This window comes from Martinezella paranaensis (assembly GCF_014200235.1).
Classification (GTDB): domain Bacteria; phylum Pseudomonadota; class Alphaproteobacteria; order Rhizobiales; family Rhizobiaceae; genus Rhizobium; species Rhizobium paranaense.
Window position 1 is genome coordinate 117764 of sequence record NZ_JACHBI010000010.1, and the last position, 16141, is coordinate 133904.

General features: G+C 59.4%; 12 protein-coding genes. 5 read left to right on the forward strand and 7 right to left on the reverse strand.

The annotated features are described in order from the left end of the window. Nucleotides 1-165 precede the first annotated feature (165 nt). A complete protein-coding gene (gene ku / locus GGD50_RS22650) occupies nucleotides 166-1017 on the forward strand; it encodes a non-homologous end joining protein Ku (protein WP_183939573.1) in 852 nt (283 codons plus the stop codon). 3 nt (nucleotides 1018-1020) lie between these two features. After that, on the forward strand, nucleotides 1021-3576 hold the full coding sequence (ligD, locus tag GGD50_RS22655; protein WP_183939578.1) for a DNA ligase D: 2556 nt from the start codon (nucleotides 1021-1023) through the stop codon (nucleotides 3574-3576). Here ligD and GGD50_RS22660 read toward each other — a convergent pair. The 6 genes from GGD50_RS22660 to GGD50_RS22685 all read right to left on the reverse strand — a co-directional run bounded on the left by GGD50_RS22660 (nucleotide 3560) and on the right by GGD50_RS22685 (nucleotide 12330). Next, on the reverse strand, nucleotides 3560-4135 hold the full coding sequence (locus tag GGD50_RS22660) for a LysR substrate-binding domain-containing protein (protein ID WP_343070005.1): 576 nt from the start codon (nucleotides 4133-4135) through the stop codon (nucleotides 3560-3562). The genes ligD and GGD50_RS22660 overlap by 17 nt on opposite strands. Before the next feature lie 195 nt (nucleotides 4136-4330). Further along, nucleotides 4331-6988: a nitrate reductase gene (locus GGD50_RS22665; RefSeq protein ID WP_183939584.1), complete on the reverse strand. Its 2658-nt coding sequence runs from the start codon at nucleotides 6986-6988 to the stop codon at nucleotides 4331-4333. Between the two features lie 46 nt (nucleotides 6989-7034). Continuing rightward, entirely contained in the window at nucleotides 7035-7385 is a 351-nt protein-coding gene (gene nirD, locus GGD50_RS22670) for a nitrite reductase small subunit NirD (RefSeq protein ID WP_183939587.1), read from the reverse strand. A gap of 4 nt (nucleotides 7386-7389) precedes the next feature. Further along, nucleotides 7390-9840 (reverse strand): nitrite reductase large subunit NirB, encoded by a 2451-nt coding sequence (gene nirB, locus GGD50_RS22675; RefSeq protein ID WP_183939590.1) that lies wholly within the window; start codon nucleotides 9838-9840, stop codon nucleotides 7390-7392. Between the two features lie 19 nt (nucleotides 9841-9859). Further along, nucleotides 9860-11131: an MFS transporter gene (locus tag GGD50_RS22680; RefSeq protein ID WP_183939593.1), complete on the reverse strand. Its 1272-nt coding sequence runs from the start codon at nucleotides 11129-11131 to the stop codon at nucleotides 9860-9862. Between the two features lie 407 nt (nucleotides 11132-11538). Then, nucleotides 11539-12330, reverse strand: coding sequence for a phenylalanine 4-monooxygenase (locus GGD50_RS22685; RefSeq protein WP_183939596.1), 792 nt, complete (start codon nucleotides 12328-12330; stop codon nucleotides 11539-11541). 121 nt (nucleotides 12331-12451) lie between these two features. Here GGD50_RS22685 and GGD50_RS22690 point away from each other — a divergent pair, with 121 nt between their 5' ends. Then, complete coding sequence (locus tag GGD50_RS22690; protein WP_183939599.1) at nucleotides 12452-12913, forward strand: Lrp/AsnC family transcriptional regulator; 462 nt, start codon at nucleotides 12452-12454, stop codon at nucleotides 12911-12913. 34 nt (nucleotides 12914-12947) lie between these two features. Here the strand turns inward: GGD50_RS22690 and GGD50_RS22695 are convergent, their stop codons facing one another. Then, nucleotides 12948-13448, reverse strand: coding sequence for an Lrp/AsnC family transcriptional regulator (locus tag GGD50_RS22695; RefSeq protein WP_028752075.1), 501 nt, complete (start codon nucleotides 13446-13448; stop codon nucleotides 12948-12950). Between the two features lie 132 nt (nucleotides 13449-13580). On the opposite strand from GGD50_RS22695, the gene hppD reads away from it, so the two are divergent. Next, entirely contained in the window at nucleotides 13581-14690 is a 1110-nt protein-coding gene (gene hppD, locus GGD50_RS22700) for a 4-hydroxyphenylpyruvate dioxygenase (protein WP_183939602.1), read from the forward strand. A 59-nt stretch (nucleotides 14691-14749) separates the two neighbouring features. Beyond that, nucleotides 14750-16111, forward strand: a complete 1362-nt coding sequence (hmgA, locus tag GGD50_RS22705; protein ID WP_183939604.1) for a homogentisate 1,2-dioxygenase — start codon at nucleotides 14750-14752, stop codon at nucleotides 16109-16111. The last annotated feature ends 30 nt before the right edge of the window (nucleotides 16112-16141 follow it).

Sequence of the window (16141 nt, forward strand, 5' to 3'; positions counted from 1 at the left end):
GCAAAGTCTGGCGGAAATGGAAGCCCGCCTGTTGATTGGATTGCATTGCGTTTGCGCCGCCATCTCTTTTGAAGGGAAGGCGCTGGCGAGCAAAATTAACTGACCTGCCGGAACAAAGCCCGCCAGATATCGTTCAATTCCATTGATTCACCGGAGATTTGTCGGATGTCGCCGCGTGCGCAGTGGAAAGGCTATTTGCAATTCGGTTTGGTGACTTGCCCCGTTGCGCTTTATACCGCGACGTCGACGTCCGAGCGTGTCTCTTTTCACACCATTAATCGAGCCACGGGCAATCGCGTCCGGCGTGAATTCGTGGATAGCAGCACCGGAAAACCCGTGGGGCGCGAGGATCAGGTCAAGGGCTACGAAGTCGGCAAGGACGACTATGTGATCTTTGAGCCCGACGAAATCGCCGCCGCAGTCCCTGGAAGCGACAAGACCCTTCATCTCCAGGCGTTCGTCGCATCTTCGGATATCGACGACGTTTATTTCGACAAGCCCTACTATCTCTCCCCGAGCGATCGTGGCGGCGAAGGGGCCTTTGCGCTGATCCGCGACGGTATGCAGAAAAAGAAGGTCGCGGCCATCGCGCGGACCGTGCTTTTCCGGCGTTTGCGGACCTTGTTGATCCGTCCCTACGATAAGGGCTTGCTCGCGACGACGCTGAACTTCGACTACGAGGTCCGCTCTGCGGACAAGGCTTTCGAGGATATACCAGACATCAAGATCAAGGGCGAAATGCTTGATCTTGCAAAACATATCATCACCACGAAAAGCGGTACGTTCGACGCCCAGACATTTGATGATCGCTACGAAGCAGCCCTCACCGAGCTGATCAAGGCAAAGCTCGAAGGCCGCAAGATTACCGTGCGCAAGGAGCGCAAGCCGGAAAAGGTCGTCGATCTCATGGAAGCACTTCGCCAGAGCGCCGGCGTCCAAACCGGTATCAAGGGCGAAAAGAAGCAGACGCCGAAACGAGCCGCCTCCAATGCCTCCCGGCAGCGAAAGGCAGGCTGATCCATGGCGCTTGAGACCTATCGCGAAAAGCGGGATTTTTCGAAGACATCCGAACCCAGGGGACGCACGCGCAAGACTGCCGGGCATAACAGCTTCGTCATCCAGAAGCATGCAGCCAGCCATCTGCACTATGATTTTCGCCTGGAACTTGACGGCGTTTTGAAGAGCTGGGCGGTTGCAAAGGGTCCAAGCCTTGTTCCGAGCGACAAACGTCTGGCAGTCCAAGTGGAAGACCATCCGCTCGACTATGGCGATTTCGAAGGCACTATTCCCAAGGGCGAATATGGCGGCGGCTCGGTGATCGTCTGGGATCGCGGCACCTGGGAGCCGGATGGCGATCCGCACAAGGGCTTCCAAAAGGGGCACATCGAACTCGAGCTGCATGGCGAGAAGCTTCACGGCCGCTGGCATCTGGTCCGCATGGCAAGACGTGCCCGAGAAAAGCGGGACAATTGGCTGCTTATCAAAAGCGACGATGAGGCGGCCCGTCCCGAGGGTGCGGATGACATTCTCGAGGAGCGACCAGAATCCGTAAAGACCGGCCGGTTGATCGAAGAGCTTGAAGGAGAAAAGCCCGGATGGTCCTCGAAGACGGGCAAGATCAAACAACCGTCGGGCAGGGGTAGGCAATCCCGACCGTCCGCACTGAAAATTCAGGTTGATCCCTCGTCCGTGAAGAAGGCTAGAAAATCGGCTTTGCCCGATTTCGTGCCGCCGACATTGGCGACACTGACAAAGACGCCGCCGAGCGGGAAGCAATGGCTCCACGAGATCAAGTTCGACGGCTATCGCCTGCAGGCCCGCATCGAGGATGGGCACGTCAAGTTGCTGACGCGCAGCGGCCTCGACTGGTCTGACAAGTTCGGGAAAACGCTTCTGGCCGAATTGGCCGCTCTTCCGGTCAAAACGGCGCTTGTGGACGGCGAACTGGTGGTCGAGACCAGTTCCGGTGCATCGGATTTCTCAGCCCTGCAAGCCGATCTCAGCGATGGCAGGGGCGATCGTTTCGTCTTCTACACCTTCGATCTCCTCTATCTCGACGGATATGATCTTCGCGACGTGCCGCTGGTGGAACGAAAGAAAATACTGGAGAAATTCATCCCCTCGGGGAATGGCAAACTCCGCTTCAGCAGCGATTTCGATGCCGATGGCGAGCTGATGCTGGAGCATGCCTGCCGCCTGAGTCTGGAAGGTATCGTGTCGAAACGCGCTGACGAACCTTATCGCTCCGGCCGCGGCAAAGGTTGGCTGAAATCGAAGTGTTCCTTCCGGCAGGAGTTCGTGATTGCAGGCTATGTACCGTCATCGACGGCGCGCAAGGCGATCGGTTCCCTCGTTCTCGGCATTTTCGACAAAGGCAGGCTAAAACATGTCGGTCGCGTCGGCACCGGGTTTACCAACAAAGTCGCCGAAGATCTCTATTCTCAACTCGAAGGCATGCGGGCCGATGACAGCCCGTTCGACAAACGTCTTGCCGCCGACGAAGCGCGCGGCGTTCGTTTCGTTCGTCCGGAACTGGTTGCCGAAATCGAGTTCCGAACTTGGACGGGGGATGGACTCTTACGGCACGCAGCATTCCGAGGTCTGCGCGAAGACAAGCCGGCGACCGAAATCGTCCGAGAGACCTCAGCCGCTTCGGCTACGGAAGCCGAGCAGCCGAAGCGGACTGTTGTTCTCACGCATCCCGACCGCATCTACTGGCCTGATGAGGGCGTTACCAAGGAAGGTCTCGCCGATTATTACACCGATGTCTGGAAATACATGGCGCGCTTCGTCGTCCAGCGGCCATTGGCGCTGCTACGCTGTCCCGATGGCATCAACGGCCAGAGCTTTTTCCAAAAGCATGCGTGGAAAGGCCTGAACAAGAACATCGTCCTCATCCATGATCCGAAGGAAAGGGATGAGGAGCCGCTGGTCAGTATCGATGATCTCGATGGCTTGCTTGGTCTCGTGCAGGCTGGATCGCTGGAACTCCACCCCTGGGGCATCACGGTCGCCGATTGGGAGCATCCCGATATGATCATCATGGATCTCGATCCCGGCCCCGGCGTGCCCTGGGAGCGGGTGATCGAAGCGGCGGAAGAAACGCGCGATCGCATGAAAGAGGCTGGGCTGGAGGCCTTCATCAAGACGTCGGGCGGCAAGGGGCTGCATGTCGTGTCGCCATTGAAACCATCGGCAGATTGGCCGGCCGTCAAAGCCTTCACAAAATCCATTGCCGATCAGATGGCAGCCGACAGCCCCGAGCGCTACGTTTCCACCATCACGAAATCGAAGCGCCACGGCAAAATCCTGATCGACTATCTGCGCAATCAGCGCGGTTCGACGGCAGTGGCCCCCTATTCGACGCGAGCGCGGCCGGGCGCCGCAGTCTCGATGCCGCTCGCCTGGGAGGAACTTAGCCCCGCGATCGGGCCAGCCTATTTCACCGTCAACAATACGCCCACCCGTCTCGCCGCACTTCGCTCCGACCCTTGGGCAGATTTTCGAACAGCCGCGGCACCTTTGGAAAAAGCAAAATGCAAAAGGAGCAGAGTGCGCGCTAAAGCCGAGCCTTGATGTAATCGCGGAATGCCTTTGTGCGCGCGGTCATCTGCCGTCCGGGCGCGCTGATCGCGTGGAGTGTCAGACCGGACCAACTCCAATCGGGCAGGACGCGGACGAGCCTGCCGGCCGACATCGAATTGGCAACGATAATTTCGGGAAGAGGTGCTATCCCAGCGCCTGCCTCGGCGAGTTTCAATACGCATGCGAAATCGCTTGCTCGCACGTCGGCTCGCAGGGAAACTTTCTCTTCTCGCGCGCCATTGGAGAGCGCGAGGTACGCAACGCCCGGTCGCTCGCGCGGCAGAACCAGCGCATGTCGCTCGAGATCAGCCGGAACCTCGATCGGACCGCTCCCTTGCAGATAGGATGGCGCCGCGAACATGCCGACTCTCATTTCCGCGATGGGAAACGCCTGAAACTGCATGTCGGGCATTTGCGCCAAACCCACTCTCAGTGCGAGAGAGCTGGGGATCAAGCATCTTCGCATTCTGATCGATCCGAGCGCGTCGCTCACGCAGTCGCGAGCATCCGCTGAAGCGCCGCTGCCGCTATACGGCAGATCGTGTCCCATGGAGTGGTGTAGCTTAGACGACCACGGCTCATCCCAGAGTGCCGGATGAGTGTCAGCTTGCTGCTGGCAGGCTGACGAGCGAGAGTTTGAGATAACCTTTCCAGAAGGAACGCGGCGCCATCTATCGATCTCCCGATTCCAACACGAACGGGAGGCATGACGCTTTGTTCCATGCCCGGCTGCTCTTTGAGCCGTTTATTCGGCCGCGGTCGCAAGGCACCCATCGATGATCCCGCGGATTTCGGCGCGGCAGGAGCCGCAATTGGTTCCGGCGTTCAGCGCTTTTCCGACGGCCTCGACGCTGTGGCAGCCATTGCGAACCGCACCGACGATCTGGTTGACGCCGACGCCGAAACACGAGCAGACGGTTGCACCGGGATCAGGCGTATTGGCGCCCGGCCGGCCGGCGACGAGGGCAAAGCGTTTGCGCATGTTGCCGTGCGATGCGGACAGTTGCGCGATTGCCCAGTTGCGGGCGACGGCCACCGGCTGGCGGGCCAGAAATAGCGCCGCGAGAAGCCTGTCTCCGTCGAAGAAGGCCAGGCGCAGATCACCGGAGGTTTGATCGGCATAGCCGAGCGGCTCGACATCTGGAGGAATGTCGAAGGTGGCGCGGCACCAGTCCGCCCAATCTTCCACGGCATCGTCGAATGCCAGTTCCATCCGCCATCCGCCATCGGCCTTGGCGAGAGCCCAGTAGGCGGCTTCCAGATGCTGTGGCTTTGCCACGGAAACGGCAAAGCCATAATACGATGCCTTGAAAGGACGTGCGGCAACAGCGACATTTTTCGAGGCTGGCTGGCCGGAGAAGGGATCGGTCACGGGCGCGACGACGGTATCGATGCGCGCCTTGGCGGCGAAGCTGTCATTCCAATGCATCGGCACGAACAGGCTGCTGCGCGCCTGTCGTTCCGTCACCAATGCTCGAACGATCACCTTGCCTTGCGGGCTTTCGATCTCGATCAGGCTGGCATCGCTGACGCCGATTTCGATCGCATCGCGGGGATGGATTTCGGCAAAGGGCTCGGCAATATGCGATGATAGCCTGGCGCTTTTGCCGGTGCGGGTCATCGTATGCCACTGGTCGCGGATACGGCCCGTATTGAGCGTGAACGGGAATTCCGCACTCGTGCGGTCCGAAACCGGCATCTTGATGGCCACGAAACGGGCCTTGCCGTCGGCGTGAAAAAATCCGCCTTTGGCGAAGAAGCGCGTCGTCTGCGGCGCGGTTCCCGCAGGCTGCGGCCATTGGAACGGCGAAAGCGTTTCATAGTCTTCGGCCGCTATCTGCGAGCAGGCGCCGATATCGAAATCCCGGCTGCCGATATTTTCAAAGCTGGAAAGGGCAGCATGTTCGGCAAAAATGCCGGCTGGCGAGTGGAAGGAGAAGGCCTCAGTGAAGCCCATCCGACGACCAACTTCGGCCATCTGCCACCAGTCCGGTTTCGCCTCGCCGGGCGAGGGGAGAAAGCCGCGTTGCCGGGAAATCCGGCGTTCGGAATTGGTGACGGTGCCATCTTTCTCGGCCCAGCCGATAGAGGGTAGCAACACGTCCGCATGTCGTGCCGTATCCGTCTGTTTCAGGACGTCGGAAACGACGACGAACGGACAGGCCTTGATCGCTGCTTCGACGGCATCCGCATCCGGCATCGAGACCACTGGATTGGTCGCCATGATCCACAGGGCTTTGACGCGGCCATCGGCAACGGCGCGAAACATGTCGACGGCCTTCAGCCCTGGTCGCTCGGCGATGACGGGGGATTTCCAGAAGCGCTGCACACGATCCCGATCGTCCGCGTTCTCGATCGCCATATGGGCGGCAAGCATATTGGCGAGCCCACCGACCTCGCGTCCGCCCATGGCATTGGGTTGGCCGGTCAGGGAGAAAGGCCCCATGCCGGGACGGCCGATGCGTCCCGTAGCGAGATGGCAATTGAGGATGGCGTTGACCTTGTCGGTACCGGAGGACGACTGGTTGACGCCCTGGCTATAGCAGGTCACGACCTTTTCCGTCGTTTCGAACAGGCGGAAGAACTCGCGCAGTTGCATCGCCGGCAGACCGGTCTTGTCGAGCAGATCGCTGAAGCTTAGCGCCGAGGCTTCAGCGAAAGCGTCCGAGAAGCCTTCGGTATGGGTCGCGATGAAATTCTGGTCGATGGCGGAGCCCTGGGCCAGGCGGGCAAGCAGACCCGTGAATAGAGCGACATCGCCATCGGGACGGATTGCCAGATGCAGGTCGGCGATATCGGAGGTCATCGTACGGCGCGGATCGATGACGACCACTTTCATTCCCGGACGTTCGGCCTTGGCGGCAGCGAGGCGCTGGTAGAGGACCGGGTGACACCAGGCGAGATTGGAGCCGGTGAGGATCACCAGATCGGCCAGCTCGATGTCCTCATAGGTGCCGGGCACCGTGTCCGAACCGAAGGCGCGGCGGTGGCCCGCAACCGAGGATGACATGCAGAGGCGCGAATTGGTATCGATGTTGGCCGAGCCGATAAAGCCCTTCATCAGTTTGTTGGCGAGGTAATAATCTTCGGTCAAAAGCTGACCGGAAACGTAGAAGGCGACCGAATCCGGGCCATGCGCGGCCACGGTTTCGGAAAAACGCCTTGCCACCAGATCGAGGGTTTCGTCCCAGCTCGCACGTTCACCGCCGACTTCCGGATAGAGAAGGCGGTCGTCAAGATCGATCGTCTCCGCCAGCGCCGACCCCTTGGAACAGAGCCGCCCGTAATTGGAGGGATGATCGGGATCGCCTTTGACGGAAACCTTGCCGTCATCATCGATGCTGGCGATGACGCCGCAGCCGACGCCGCAATAGGGGCACGTCGTTTTGGTCTCAGCGGACATCGAGCTGCCCTCCAAGAGCCGAAGATAGAGCCGGGTGCAAAACCATCTATTCCGCCGCCATCATGAGGCTATCGAGCCCGATCGACAGCACTCCGTCCTCATTGCGTACCGGGATGGTCCGAACCGAACCTTCATCCGCTCCGAGTGCCTTACCGGTCTCAAGCGAGATGACCCAATTGTGCAGCGGGCAGGTGACGGCGGCGCCGTGCACGATCCCTTGCGAAAGCGGTCCGCCCTTGTGCGGGCAATGATCCTCGATGGCGAAGACTTCGTTTTCGGCGGTACGGAAGACCGCGATCTTGCCCTGCGGGGTCTTCACGCAGCGTGCGCCGCGCAGAGGGATGTCCGAGATGTCGCCGATTGGATGCCAGTTTTCATTGGGCCAGTTCATGTCCATCTCCTTACTCGGCGGCCTGCGGGTAGCCGATCGTCGCCATCGGCTTGAACTCATGCTTGTCCTTGCCGGAGACGCGCTCCGACCAGGGATCGACCTGGGCGAATTTCTGGCTGAAGACGAAGCGTTCGTAGAAAGCCTTGCGCTTTTCGCCGTCGTCCACGATCTGGCGGCGGATCTCGTCGAGGCCAATGCGCTTCGCCCATTTGTAGATGCGCTCGAGGTAACGGGCCTGCTCGCGGTACATCTGCGTCAGCGCCACGATATGCTCCAGCGCCTCGTCCTCGGTCTTGACGAGGCCGAGCACTTCCGTGCCCTTGATGTCGAGACCGGCAGCGCCTGCGAAATGGATTTCGAAGCCGCTGTCGACACAGATGACGCCGATGTCCTTGCAGGTCGCCTCAGCGCAATTGCGCGGACAGCCGGAAACCGCCATCTTGAGCTTTGCCGGGGTCCAAGAGCCCCACATGAACTTCTCGATGCGGATGCCGAGGCCGGTGGAATCCTGCGTGCCGAAGCGGCACCAGTCCGAACCGACGCAGGTCTTCACCGTGCGCAGGCCCTTGGCATAGGCCTGGCCGGAGATGAAGCCCGCCTTGCCGAGATCGGCCCAGACAGCGGGCAGGTCTTCCTTCTGCACACCGAGAAGGTCGATGCGCTGACCGCCGGTCACCTTGACCATCGGGATCTCGAATTTGTCGACGACATCGGCGATGGCGCGCAGCTCGTTCGAACTGGTCACGCCGCCCCACATGCGCGGCACGACCGAATAGGTGCCGTCCTTCTGAATATTGGCGTGAACGCGCTCGTTGATGAAACGCGACTGATAATCGTCGGCATATTCATCCGGCCAGTCGCAGACGAGGTAATAGTTCAACGCCGGCCGGCATTTGGCGCAGCCGCAGGAGGTCTTCCATTCCAGCTCCTGCATGATGGCGGGGATGGTCTTCAGCCCCTTGGCCTTGATCAGCCGGCGCACATCGTCATGGCCAAGCTCGGTGCAGGCGCACATCGGCTGGACGGCGGCCGGGTTATAGCTTTCGCCAAGCGTGATCGACATCAGTTGTTCGACGAGCCCTGTACAGGAGCCGCACGAGGCGGATGCCTTGGTATGGGCGCGCACCTCGTCCAGGGATGTCAGGCCCTTGGACGTGATTGTCGAGGTGATTTTGCCCTTACAGACGCCGTTGCAGCCGCAGATTTCCGCATCATCCGGCAAGGCTGCAACGGCCGCCATAGGGTCCAGCGGGGACCCTCCCTGGTAGGCCTGGCCGAAGATGAGCGTCTCGCGCATCTCCGAAATATCGGTCGCCTTCTTCTTCAGATCGTTGAACCATGCGCCGTCAGCCGTTTCACCATAAAGCACGGTGCCGATGATGCGATTGTCCTTCAGGATCACGCGCTTGTAGACGCCGGCTGCGGCATCACGCAGCACGATTTCCTCGCGATCGTCGCCGTCTGCGAAGTCGCCGATCGAAAAGAGGTCGATGCCGGTGACCTTGAGCTTGGTCGGCGTGTCGGAATGCACGAAGCCGGCAGTGGTGTCGCCGGCAAGCTGCGCGGCAGCAACGCGCGCCATCTCATAAAGCGGCGCCACCAGACCGTAGACCTGACCACCCACTTCGGCGCATTCGCCGAGTGCGTAGATATCGCCGTCGGAGGTGCCCATACCGGCGTCGACGACGATGCCTCTGTTGACGGCGAGGCCGGCATCCTTCGCAAGGCCGGCGCTCGGACGGATGCCGGCTGCCATGACCACCAACGTCGCCGGCACGATGGTGCCGTCGGCCAATTCCACACCTTCGACTTTGCCGTCGCCGACGATCGCCTTGGTGTTGGCTTTGGTGATCACCTTGATGCCGCGTTCCTCGACGGCCTTTTGCAGCAGATAGCCGGCGGCGGGATCGAGCTGGCGCTCCATCAGCGTCGGCATGACATGCAGCACGGTGACGTCCATGCCGCGCGAGCTGAGACCTGCCGCGGCTTCGAGACCGAGCAGTCCGCCGCCGATGACGACCGCCTTGGCGCGGGACTGTGCGGCAAGCAGCATGGCGTTGACGTCGTCCAGATCGCGATAGGTCAGGACGCCCGGCAAATCGTTTCCGGGAACAGGAATGATGAAGGGCACGGAACCGGTGGCGATCACCAGCTTGTCGTAGCTCTCGGTGACGCCATGATCCGAGGTGACGGTCTTCGCGGCGCGATCGATGGCGACGATCTTGTGGCCCTTATAGAGGGTGATGTTGTTCTTGATGTACCAGCCATCGCCGTGGATGATGATCTGCTCGTAGTCCTTTTCACCCGAAAGGACCGGCGACAGCATGATGCGGTCGTAATTGACGCGCGGCTCGGCGTTGAAGATCGTCACTTCATACTGGCCGGGCGCTTTTTCGAGGAGGTGTTCCAGCATGCGGCCGGGCGCCATGCCGTTGCCGATGATGATGAGTTTCTGGGTCATGATGGAAGTCCGATCCAAATTACTGGGCAAAAACGCTGGCGTTTGCGGTCGATGCGCTGTTCCGCTGCAATTGGCGGATGGAGAAATGCATCCATACCAGCGAGATAGCGACGATCGCGAAGAGCAGCATGAAGCAGCTCGACCACAGGCCGGTCATGTCCTTGAGCAGGCCGAAGGCGATCGGCAGGATGAAGCCGCCAAGGCCGCCCATCATGCCGACGATACCGCCGACAGCACCGACAGCGCCGGGATAGTAAGCGGGAATGTGCTTGTAGACCGCCGCTTTGCCGAGGCTCATGAAGAAGCCGAGAACGAAGATGACGACGATGAAGATCGCCGGCGTAATGCCGAAGGCTGGGCCTGCTGCTGTGGCTGCCGGCAACGAAAGGATTAGGGTTGCTACAGCCGATACAGCCAGCATCGTGTACATGACGCTTCGGGCGCCCTTTTTGTCGGAAAGCATGCCGCCGAAGGCGCGGAAGATGCTGCCCGGGATGGAATAGGCCGCAGCGACCATGCCGGCAGTCTCAAGGTTGAAGCCGTAGACGCCGACCAGATAACGGGGCAGCCACAGCGACAGGGCGACAAAGCCGCCGAATGCGAAGAAGTAATAGAGCGAGAAGCGCCATACCTGCACGTTCTTCAACGGTGCGAATTCCTGCAGGAGGCTTTTGGATACGCCGCCGCCGTTGCGACGAGCGCGGAAGGCCGGATCATCGGTCGTGGTGAACCAGAAGACGACCGCCATGGCCGCAAGCACCAGCGCCCAGATCTCGGCGACAGCCTGCCAGCCCCATGCGAGGAGGACGAAGGGGGCCGCGAACTTAGTCACCGCTGCACCGACATTGCCGGCGCCGAAGATGCCAAGCGCCGTTCCCTGCTTTTCCGGCGGGAAGAAGGGCGAGACGTAGGCGACACCGACCGCGAAGGAGCCGCCGGCAAGGCCGACGCCGAGGCCAGCGATCAGCATCTGCGTGTAGGTATGGGCATAAGAGAGCAGGAAGGTCGCCAATGCGGCGGCCAGCATGGTGAGCGTGTAGACAAGCCGGCCGCCGTAGCGGGTGGTCCAGATGCCGAGAACGATGCGGACGATCGAACCCGTCAGGACCGGCGTGCCGACCAGCAAGCCAAACTCGGCCTCGTTCAGGCCAAGCTCCTGTTTGATACGGATGCCGATGATCGCGAAGATCGTCCAGACCGCAAAACAGATGGTGAATGCGAGTGTCGATATCCACAGCGCGCGTTGCGGTGCGTCAGAGGACGATGTCGGCGTTTGGTCAAAAGCAGGCATAGCTACTCCGTGCGCGACAACGTCGCGCTTTCCTGGGTTCGAATTGAAACAAAAAAGCTGCTGGCCAGGGTTCGCGCACGCTGGGAGCGCGTTCGTTAATCCTGATCAGCAGCTTTGCCTGGGGCGCCCCACGTTGGACGCCAAATATGTGAGCCTTGTGGGCCTCGAAAATAAGAAAGCAAGTTGCGTGCCAAATTCAGTGCGCCAAAAAATCTAGCATTATCAATGGGGAAGGAGAACGATAGCCCGGTGACGGAATGGTCAAATCTTGTGCGGCCTTTGCTGCGGTGCACATTAATCGAGCAAGAGCGTCTTTGGTGAAGCCGAAAGAGCGACGCCGCCGGATGGCGGCGTTTGGGATAAGTTGCCAAAGATTGGACGTAAGCAGGTAGGAGGCAAGTGCCTGTTCACGATGCCTTGGCTTCGAAAGTGGGCGGGAAATCACCCAGCGACTTCGCCTTGAGGATCTGGCCCTCGATATCCTGCTCGACGATCGCTTCAAGGTCGGCGAAGCTGTCGATGACATAATAGATCGGCTGGACGATATCGATCCGATATGGCGTTCTGAGGACGCTGAGCAGGTCGAACGGCCGAAATTCGCACGCTTTGCCTTCCATTGCGGCCTTCGTTTCGCTCGGCGAGGAGACGATGCCGGCGCCGAAGCAGCGGCGGCCTTGCGGCGTGTTGATCAGGCCGAATTCGACGGTAAACCAGAAGATGCGGAACAGATGCCAGGAATAGCCTTTGCCGAGGCGCACGGCGGTTTCGCCGAAATGCCGCACGAAATTGGCATAGCTCTGGTTGGTCAGCAGCGGGCAATGGCCGAAAACCTCGTGGAACAGGTCCGGCTCCTCGATATAGTCGATATGCTCGCGACGGCGCAGGAAGGTTGCCAGCGGGAATTTGCCCAGCGACAGAAGTTCGTAGAAGCGCGAGGGCGGAATAAGCGCCGGCACGCCTTCGACGCCGAAGCCGGTGGTCTCGCTCAGGCGACGGTTGACGTCGAGAAGTTGAGGCACCTTGTCCGACCTCAGCCCCAGGGTTTTGACGCCGTCCAGATATTCGCGGCAAGCCATATTGGCGAGCAGCTTCATCTGACGCTCATAGAGCTCGCCCCAGATCGCGTCCTCTTCGGTGGTGTAAACGTATAAACCGTCCGGGCCGGGCAGTTTGGCGGTGTAGCTGCTTTCCTTGGTCATGCCGATCCTCCCAGGCACTGCGGTATTCTTGCAATTATGCTCCAAGCTTTGAGGATTTTCTTTTCTTTTGTGCTGATTATCGTCATATTGATGGGAAATCTTCTCGAATATGGCGCTGAAAATGAAAGAAAATGGGAGTTTTCATCGCAAGCTTCTGCAACTCATCCAGGCCGATGGCAGTCTTTCGCTGGCTGAGTTAGCCGAAAAGGCCGGCATGTCGCAAAGTTCGGCTTGGCGGAAGATTCAAGAGTTGGAGTCTGACGGTGTCATCCGCAAGCGCGTAACATTGCTGGATCCGGGAAAACTCGATCTCAAACTCTGCGTGATTGCGCATGTAACGCTGGAGGATCACCACGAAGAGGCGGTGGCATCTTTCGCTTCGGTAGTATTGGAGCGACCGGAGATCATGGAGTGCTACGCATTGTCCGGCGCCTTCGACTATATGCTGAAGATCCGGGCGAAGGATGTGGAAAGCTATGAGGCCTTCATGACCCGCTACCTCATGCGCAACCCCCATGTGCGTACGGTCGTGTCGAGCTTTGTGCTGCGCGAGCTGAAATTCTCGACCGAACTGCCGATCTAGCGCCTGCCGAGCTGGATTCGTGCACGCAGACAATTCAACGTGCACTATCGCCATGCCAACTATGCGGCATGAGCACCGGAAACCCCTCGAATGTCTTGAGCGTGTCGAGGACAATCGACGTCTTCACATGCTGCACCGACTCGTGGGGCAACAGAACGTCGTTGACGAACCTTGAGAGGTCGTTGAGCCCGCGGGTTGCCACCTTCAAGTGATAGTCCATTTCACCCGTCAGCGCATAGGCTTCAAGAACTTCCGGCAACCCGTTGATCAGTTGGGAAAATCTGCGGGCATTGTCCCGGTTGTGGGTCGCGAGTGTTACGGAGATGACCACCAGCATATCCAAGCCCAGCTTCTGCCTGTCCAGGTTGGCCTGGTAGCTGCGAATATATCCTTCCGCTTCCAATCTCGTCCGCCGGCGCGAGCATTGCGAGGGTGAAAGCGCGATCCGCTCGCCCAATTCGTTGTTCGTCAGCCTGCCGTCTTTCTGAAGCTCCTGGAGCAGGCGCAAATCCAATTTGTCGAGCTGTTCATCCACTGCGCAAAATCTCAAAAATCCTCACAATCCGTGCATAATATCTTCTTTGAGCATGAAGAATGCAAGAACTTTGCGCGCGTTTTGGGCCACACTTTGCATAGTCAAATTCATCTTCTCTAGAGGAGAAAGAAAATGGGTCCTTTCCCGCACGATGCGCCGCCTTCGGAAATAACCGCCGACAATCCGGCCGGCACCGACGGCTTCGAATTCGTTGAATTCGCTCATCCTGAGCCCGAGAAACTGCGCGAACTCTTCACGCGCATGGGTTACGCTCCGGTCGCCAAACACAAGACGAAAGACATCACCGTCTGGCGGCAGGGCGATATCAACTATATCCTGAACGCAGAGCCCGGCAGCCATGCCGCTCATTTCGTTGACAAGCATGGTCCCTGCGCCCCGTCGATGGCCTGGCGCGTTGTCGATGCCAGGCATGCGTTCGACCACGCGGTGTCAAAAGGCGCCGTTCCCTATGAAGGGAATGACAAGGCGCTCAATGTTCCGGCGATCGTCGGCATCGGTGGTTCGCTGCTCTATTTTGTCGAGACCTACCGGGCAAAGGGATCGGCTTACGACGCAGAGTTCGATTGGCTTGGCGAGCGCGATCCGTATCCCGAAGGCGTTGGCTTCTATTATCTCGATCATCTGACGCACAATGTCTTCCGCGGCAACATGGACAAGTGGTGGGATTTCTATCGCGAGCTGTTCAATTTCAAGCAGATCCACTTCTTCGATATTGATGGGCGCATCACCGGTCTGGTGAGCCGCGCCATCACCTCGCCCTGCGGCAAAATCCGAATTCCGCTCAATGAATCGAAGGACGACACGAGCCAGATCGAGGAGTTTCTGAAGAAATACAAGGGCGAGGGCATCCAGCACATCGCGGTTGGAACGGAAGACATCTACAGCGGCACCGACAAGCTTGCCGCCAACGGCCTCCGTTTCATGCCGGGTCCGCCGGAGACCTATTACGACATGTCTTATGCCCGCGTGAATGGTCATGACGAACCCATCGAACGTATGAAGAAACATGGTATCCTCATCGACGGCGAAGGTGTGGTGAACGGCGGCATGACGAAAGTCCTGCTTCAGATCTTCTCCAAGACGGTCATTGGTCCGATCTTCTTCGAGTTCATCCAGCGCAAGGGCGATGAAGGCTTCGGGGAGGGCAACTTCCGTGCTCTTTTCGAGTCGATCGAGGCGGATCAGATCAAGCGCGGCGTCATCGGCACCGCGGCTGAGTGATCTCCAGGCTATCCGGCGCAAGGCCCCGGATAGCCGGCATTTTCGGGAGGAATGGAGCGATGGACCAGACGATATCTAAGACTTCCGACAGCCAGGCGACGGCGGCGGAGACGCTGCAATACATGCCGGGCTTCGGCAATGACTTCGAAAGCGAGTCGCTTCCCGGCGCTCTGCCACAAGGCCAGAACAGCCCGCAAAAATGCAATTACGGTCTTTACGCGGAGCAGCTTTCCGGCTCGCCGTTCACCGCCCCCCGTGGAACGAACGAACGGTCCTGGCTCTATCGCATCCGCCCGAGCGTGCGTCACACCCGCCGCTTTTCGAACGCCTTCTATCCACTCTGGAAATCCGCACCCTGTCTCGACGAGCATTCGCTTCCTCTCGGCCAGCTTCGCTGGGATCCGCTGCCCGCGCCGACTGAGCGGTTGAATTTTCTGGAAGGGATCCGCACGATCACGAGCGGCGGCGATGTCATGACCCAGACGGGCATGGCGTCGCACGCCTATGTCTTCAACGAGGACATGGTGGATGATTATTTCTTCAATGCCGATGGCGAGTTGCTCATTGTGCCCCAGGTCGGCGCTATCAGGGTGTTTGCCGAAATGGGCATCATGGACATCGAGCCCTTGGAAATTTGCGTCGTCCCTCGCGGCATGATGGTCAAGGTGCAGCGCATTGGCGACGAAAAGGTCTGGCGCGGGTATATATGTGAGAACTACGGCGCGAAATTCACGCTGCCGGATCGCGGGCCTATCGGCGCGAACTGCCTGGCAAACCCGCGCGACTTCAAAACCCCCGTCGCCGCCTTCGAGGACAAGGAAACGCCTTGCCGCGTGCATGTCAAATGGTGCGGAAAGTTCTACGTCACCGAAATCGGCCACTCACCCCTCGATGTGGTCGCCTGGCACGGCAACTATATCCCTTATAAATACGACCTGCGGACATTTTCCCCGGTCGGGGCGATCCTGTTCGACCATCCCGATCCGTCGATCTTCACCGTACTGACCGCTCCGACCGAAAGTGCCGGCACGGCGAATGTCGATTTCGTGATCTTTCCGCCGCGCTGGCTGGTTGCGGAACATACTTTCCGCCCGCCCTGGTATCATCGCAACATCATGAGCGAGTTCATGGGCCTGATCCATGGCCAATATGATGCAAAGGAGCAAGGTTTCGTGCCGGGCGGCATGAGTCTGCACAATATGATGCTCCCGCATGGACCGGATGCCTCGGGCTTCGAAAAGGCATCCAATTCCGAGCTCAAGCCCGTGAAACTGGATCAAACCATGGCTTTCATGTTCGAGACCAGGTTTCCGCAGCAGGTGACGAAATACGCGGCCGAGCTTGAAACGCGGCAGGACAATTATCTGGAATGCTGGGACGGCCTGGAACGCAAGTTCGACGGAACGCCGGGCATCAAGTGAGGTCCGGCCAAGCATCCTCCGACACTGGGA